A 6,426-nucleotide genomic window follows, 5' to 3' on the forward strand; every position below is an offset into this window, starting at 1 on the left:
GCAAATGACCTTGACGAACTTAAACGTCGTTGTAATGAAGTGAAAGATTTCTATGATGATTTGAGCGTGAAACTGGTACGACCTTTTGGGGATATGCTGGGCTTACATGAAGAATTTTTACCTGCCAGCAAAAGATATATGAATGACTATATTCAATACGTGACCTCTGATTTCCTCGCTGGTTTAGGTTTTGGTGCTACTCAAATGCTGGGTGAAAATGAGGGGATTTATGTTGGCTACAGCTTAGATACTGGACGCAATGTCTATCTGAAACCTGCTCTTGCCAGTCAAGGGGTTAAGGGTTCAGTAACCAATGCGTTAGCGTCTGCCTTTGTCGGTTCGCTGGGTGGTGGTAAATCCTTTGCGAATAACCTTATCGTCTATTATGCAGTGCTTTATGGGGCACAAGCAGTGATTGTAGACCCAAAAGCAGAACGTGGCAGATGGAAAGAAACCTTGCCAGAGATTTCCCATGAAATCAATATCGTCAATCTGACTTCTGATGAGAAAAACAAAGGCTTACTTGACCCTTATGTAATTATGAAAAATACCAAAGATTCTGAATCACTGGCTATTGATATTTTGACATTCCTTACGGGGATTTCCTCTCGTGATGGGGAACGCTTCCCAATCCTTAGAAAAGCCATTCGTGCAGTAACCAATAGTGAAGTGCGAGGGTTGATGAAAGTGATTGAAGAATTACGGGTTGAGAATACGCCACTAAGTACCAGCATAGCCGACCATATCGAAAGTTTTACAGACTATGACTTTGCCCATCTGCTTTTTAGTGATGGTTATGTAGAGCAGTCTATCAGCCTTGAAAAACAACTGAACATTATACAGGTTGCCGACTTGGTACTTCCTGACAAGGAAACTTCCTTTGAGGAATATACCACAATGGAGTTACTATCGGTAGCAATGCTGATTGTCATTAGTACCTTTGCGTTGGACTTTATCCATACAGACCGAAGTATTTTCAAGATTGTAGACTTAGACGAAGCATGGAGCTTCTTACAGGTGGCACAAGGGAAAACACTATCTATGAAGCTGGTTCGTGCTGGTCGTGCTATGAACGCTGGGGTATATTTCGTGACCCAAAATACAGATGACCTCTTAGATGAAAAACTGAAAAATAACCTCGGCTTAAAATTTGCCTTTCGTTCCACTGACCTTAACGAGATTAAAAAAACCCTTGCCTTTTTTGGTGTAGACCCAGAGGACGAAAACAATCAGAAGCGATTGCGTGATTTGGAAAACGGGCAATGCCTTATCAGTGATTTATATGGTCGTGTCGGTGTGATACAGTTCCACCCTGTATTTGAAGAACTGCTCCATGCCTTTGATACCAGACCACCTGTGCGAAAAGAGGTGTAAATGTGAAACCATCAATAGTAAACAGAATAAAATCAAACTGGACGCTGAAACGTCTAGGTAAAGTGGCAATGACAGTGGCTTTCACACTTGTGATTGCCATTTTTCTTTTAGCCATGCTGGGAACGGTGGTTCAAGCTGCGGGCTTGGTAGATGATACGGTCAATGTGGCAAATGAATACAGCCGATACCCACTTGAAAACTATCAACTGGATTTTTATGTGGATAATAGCTGGGGCTGGCTACCGTGGAACTGGTCGGACGGAATTGGAAAACAAGTCATGTATGGACTATATGCCATTACCAATTTTATTTGGACAATCAGTTTGTATGTTTCCAATGCGACGGGTTACTTAGTACAGGAAGCCTATTCCTTAGACTTCATTTCCGCTACAGCAGATTCCATTGGCAAGAATATGCAGACCCTTGCAGGGGTTACGCCTAGTGGACTATCAACAGAGGGTTTCTATGTTGGATTCCTTTTACTCTTGATTTTGGTTCTTGGGGTTTATGTTGCCTATACAGGACTGATAAAGAGAGAAACCACAAAGGCAATTCATGCCATTATGAATTTTGTGCTGGTGTTTATCCTATCGGCTTCCTTTATTGCCTACGCTCCCGACTACATTAAAAAAATCAATGACTTTTCATCAGACATCAGTAATGCCAGTTTATCACTTGGCACGAAGATTGTCATGCCCCATTCCGATAGTCAAGGCAAGGACAGCGTGGACTTAATCAGAGATAGCCTGTTTTCCATACAGGTTCAGCAACCGTGGCTACTGCTTCAATACAACAGTTCAGACATTGAAAGTATCGGTATTGACCGTGTGGAAAGCCTGCTCTCCACCAGCCCAGATTCCAACAATGGCGAAGACAGAGAAAAAATTGTTGCGGAAGAAATTGAAGACAGAAGCAATACCAATCTAACCATTACAAAGACCATTAACCGTTTAGGTACAGTCTTCTTCCTATTTGTCTTCAATATTGGGATTTCCATATTTGTATTCCTATTAACAGGAATCATGATTTTCTCGCAGGTACTTTTTATCATCTATGCTATGTTTCTGCCTGTGAGCTTTATTTTAAGCATGATTCCATCATTTGATGGTATGTCAAAACGAGCCATAACAAAGCTCTTTAATACCATTTTGACACGAGCTGGAATCACATTGATTATTACGACAGCATTTAGTATTTCAACCATGCTCTATACCTTATCGGCTGGTTATCCGTTCTTTTTGATTGCTTTTCTACAGATTGTGACCTTTGCAGGAATCTACTTCAAGCTGGGCGATTTAATGAGTATGTTTTCTCTACAGAGTAACGATTCTCAAAGTGTGGGAAGTCGTGTGATGAGAAAACCTCGTATGCTTATGCACGCTCACATGCACCGTCTACAGCGGAAACTTGGACGTTCCATGACTACTCTAGGGGCTGGGTCTGCCATTGTTACAGGTAAAAAAGGACAGTCGGGTTCGGGGAGTTCTGCAAGGACACAAGCAGATCACTCCCGACCAGACGGAAAGGAAAAATCAACACTTGGAAAACGTATCGGTCAAACCATCGGTACAGTAGCTGATACCAAAGACAGAATGGTAGACACTGCTAGTGGTTTGAAAGAACAGGTTAAAGATTTGCCGACCAATGCAAGATATGCAGTATATCAAGGAAAATCCAAAGTAAAAGAGAATGTCCGTGATTTAACCAGTAGTATTTCTCAAACCAAAGCGGACAGAGCCAGTGGACGCAAGGAACAGCAGGAACAAAGGCGAAAAACCATTGCGAAGCGTCGCTCTGAAATGGAACAGGTCAAACAGAAAAAACAGCCTGCTTCTTCTGTTCATGAAAGACCGACTACAAGACAAGAACAATATCATGATGAACAGACCTCAAAACAGTCTAATATTCAGACTTCATATAAGGAATCTCAACAAGCCAAACAAGAGCGTCCAGCAGTTAAGTCCGATTTTTCAAGTCCAAAAGTGGAACGCCAAGGCAATACCGTTCAAGAAAAAACCGTTCAAAAGCCAGCAACTTCAACTACACCAGCAGACAGAGCTTCACAACGTCCAGTCACAAAAGAGCGTCCGTCTACTGTTCAAAGAGTTCAAAGTCAAAACCTTAGAAATAGACCACCAATAAAATCCGCCACTATCAAGAAAGGCAGTAAGAAACCATGAAACTGAAAGCTTTAGTGATTGGTGGTTCTGGGCTATTCTTGATGGTCTTCTCACTACTTCTGTTTGTTGCCATTTTATTTTCAGATGAACAGGACAGCGGAATTTCCAATATTCATTATGGAGGTGTGAATGTTTCCGCAGAAGTGCTGGCTCATAAGCCTATGGTAGAAAAATATGCCAAAGAATATGGCGTTGAAGAATATGTCAACATACTTCTTGCGATTATACAGGTGGAATCGGGCGGTACTGCGGAAGATGTTATGCAGTCCTCGGAATCCCTCGGTCTTCCACCTAATTCATTGAGTACAGAAGAATCCATTAAGCAAGGTGTGAAGTATTTCAGTGAATTATTAGCCAGTAGCGAAAGGCTCAGTGTAGATTTAGAATCGGTTATCCAGTCCTACAATTATGGTGGTGGTTTCTTAGGGTATGTGGCTAATCGTGGAAATAAATATACCTTTGAACTGGCTCAAAGTTTCTCAAAAGAGTATTCAGGTGGCGAAAAAGTGTCTTACCCCAATCCCATAGCCATACCTATCAATGGGGGCTGGCGATACAACTATGGCAATATGTTTTATGTGCAACTGGTAACGCAGTATCTTGTCACAACAGAGTTTGATGATGATACGGTACAAGCCATCATGGACGAAGCACTGAAATATGAGGGCTGGCGATACGTTTACGGTGGAGCTTCCCCGACTACTTCTTTTGATTGTAGCGGACTGACACAATGGACGTATGGAAAAGCTGGAATTAACTTACCACGAACCGCACAACAGCAATATGATGTGACCCAGCATATCCCACTATCGGAAGCACAAGCTGGCGATTTGGTTTTCTTTCATTCTACCTATAACGCTGGCTCTTATATTACTCATGTTGGGATATACCTTGGCAATAACCGTATGTTTCATGCAGGCGACCCAATCGGTTATGCCGACTTAACAAGCCCCTACTGGCAACAGCATTTAGTGGGAGCAGGACGAATCAAACAATGAGAAAGGAAGATTTAATGATGAAATTTAGAAAAAATCAGAATAAAGAAAAACAGATACCAAAGGAAAAGAAACCTCGTGTCTATAAGGTCAATCCTCATAAAAAGGTTGTGATTGCCTTGTGGGTACTTTTAGGGCTTAGTTTCAGCTTTGCGATATTCAAGCACTTTACAGCTATAGATACTCATACTATTCACGAAACAACTATCATAGAAAAGGAATACGTTGATACTCATCATGTAGAAAATTTTGTAGAGAACTTTGCGAAAGTCTACTATTCATGGGAGCAATCCGATAAGTCCATTGATAATCGAATGGAAAGTCTAAAAGGCTATCTGACAGATGAACTTCAAGCTCTCAATGTTGATACAGTACGCAAAGATATTCCTGTATCGTCTTCTGTAAGAGGATTTCAGATATGGACGGTAGAGCCAACTGGCGACAATGAGTTTAATGTAACCTACAGTGTAGACCAGCTCATTACAGAGGGAGAAAATACAAAGACCGTCCACTCTGCTTATATAGTGAGTGTCTATGTAGATGGTTCTGGAAATATGGTACTGGTTAAGAATCCGACCATTACCAACATACCTAAGAAATCAAGTTATAAACCAAAAGCCATTGAAAGTGAGGGGACGGTTGATTCCATTACAACCAATGAAATCAATGAGTTTTTAACGACGTTCTTCAAGCTCTATCCTACAGCGACAGCCAGTGAACTTTCCTACTATGTGAATGACGGGATATTAAAACCAATCGGAAAAGAGTACATCTTTCAAGAACTGGTAAATCCTATTCACAATCGTAAGGATAATCAAGTCACGGTATCGCTGACAGTGGAGTATATCGACCAGCAGACCAAAGCAACGCAGGTATCTCAATTTGATTTGGTACTTGAAAAGAACGGGAGTAATTGGAAGATTATAGAATAACAAATATTGGTACATTATTACAGCTATTTTGTAATCACGTACTCTCTTTGATAAAAAATTGGAGATTCCTTTACAAATATGCTCTTACGTGCTATTATTTAAGTATCTATTTAAAAGGAGTTAATAAATATGCGGCAAGGTATTCTTAAATAAACTGTCAATTTGATAGTGGGAACAAATAATTGGATGTCCTTTTTTAGGAGGGCTTAGTTTTTTGTACCCAGTTTAAGAATACCTTTATCATGTGATTCTAAAGTATCCAGAGAATATCTGTATGCTTTGTATACCTATGGTTATGCATAAAAATCCCAGTGATAAAAGTATTTATCACTGGGATTTTTATGCCCTTTTGGGTTTTTGAATGGAGGAAAATCACATGAAAATTATTAATATTGGAGTTTTAGCTCATGTTGATGCAGGAAAAACTACCTTAACAGAAAGCTTATTATATAACAGTGGAGCGATTACAGAATTAGGAAGCGTGGACAAAGGTACAACGAGGACGGATAATACGCTTTTAGAACGTCAGAGAGGAATTACAATTCAGACAGGAATAACCTCTTTTCAGTGGGAAAATACGAAGGTGAACATCATAGACACGCCAGGACATATGGATTTCTTAGCAGAAGTATATCGTTCATTATCAGTTTTAGATGGGGCAATTCTACTGATTTCTGCAAAAGATGGCGTACAAGCACAAACTCGTATATTATTTCATGCACTTAGGAAAATGGGGATTCCCACAATCTTTTTTATCAATAAGATTGACCAAAATGGAATTGATTTATCAACGGTTTATCAGGATATTAAAGAGAAACTTTCTGCCGAAATTGTAATCAAACAGAAGGTAGAACTGTATCCTAATATGTGTGTGACGAACTTTACCGAATCTGAACAATGGGATACGGTAATAGAGGGAAACGATGACCTTTTAGAGAAATATAT

5 protein-coding genes and 1 pseudogene are annotated in these 6,426 nt (G+C 40.2%); all 6 read left to right on the forward strand.

Annotated elements, in window-relative coordinates; genetic code table 11:
• Positions 1-1,374 (forward strand): ATP-binding protein (locus ODU45_RS09710; RefSeq protein WP_398581220.1); only part of this gene is annotated, 1,374 nt, incomplete at its 5' end.
• Between the two features lie 2 nt (positions 1,375-1,376).
• Positions 1,377-3,554 carry a CD3337/EF1877 family mobilome membrane protein gene (locus ODU45_RS09715; RefSeq protein ID WP_398581221.1) on the forward strand — a complete coding sequence of 726 codons (2,178 nt, stop codon included), beginning with the start codon at positions 1,377-1,379 and terminating at the stop codon, positions 3,552-3,554.
• The gene (locus tag ODU45_RS09720) at positions 3,551-4,552 is read left to right on the forward strand and encodes a lysozyme family protein (RefSeq protein ID WP_001574272.1); all 1,002 of its coding nucleotides are present in this window, start codon (positions 3,551-3,553) and stop codon (positions 4,550-4,552) included. Before ODU45_RS09715 ends, ODU45_RS09720 begins: the two co-directional genes overlap by 4 nt.
• Positions 4,549-5,481 carry a conjugal transfer protein gene (locus ODU45_RS09725; RefSeq protein ID WP_001224318.1) on the forward strand — a complete coding sequence of 311 codons (933 nt, stop codon included), beginning with the start codon at positions 4,549-4,551 and terminating at the stop codon, positions 5,479-5,481. The genes ODU45_RS09720 and ODU45_RS09725 overlap by 4 nt, the downstream gene beginning before the upstream one ends.
• A 313-nt stretch (positions 5,482-5,794) precedes the next feature.
• Positions 5,795-5,842: pseudogene (locus tag ODU45_RS09730) on the forward strand (hypothetical protein); the annotation flags it as partial.
• A 15-nt stretch (positions 5,843-5,857) separates the two neighbouring features.
• Positions 5,858-6,426 (forward strand): GTP-binding protein (locus ODU45_RS09735; RefSeq protein ID WP_128577821.1); only part of this gene is annotated, 569 nt, incomplete at its 3' end.

It is taken from the genome of Streptococcus sp. 2022WUSS135 (assembly GCF_044427045.1).
Classification (GTDB): Bacteria; Bacillota; Bacilli; order Lactobacillales; family Streptococcaceae; genus Streptococcus; species Streptococcus hashimotonensis.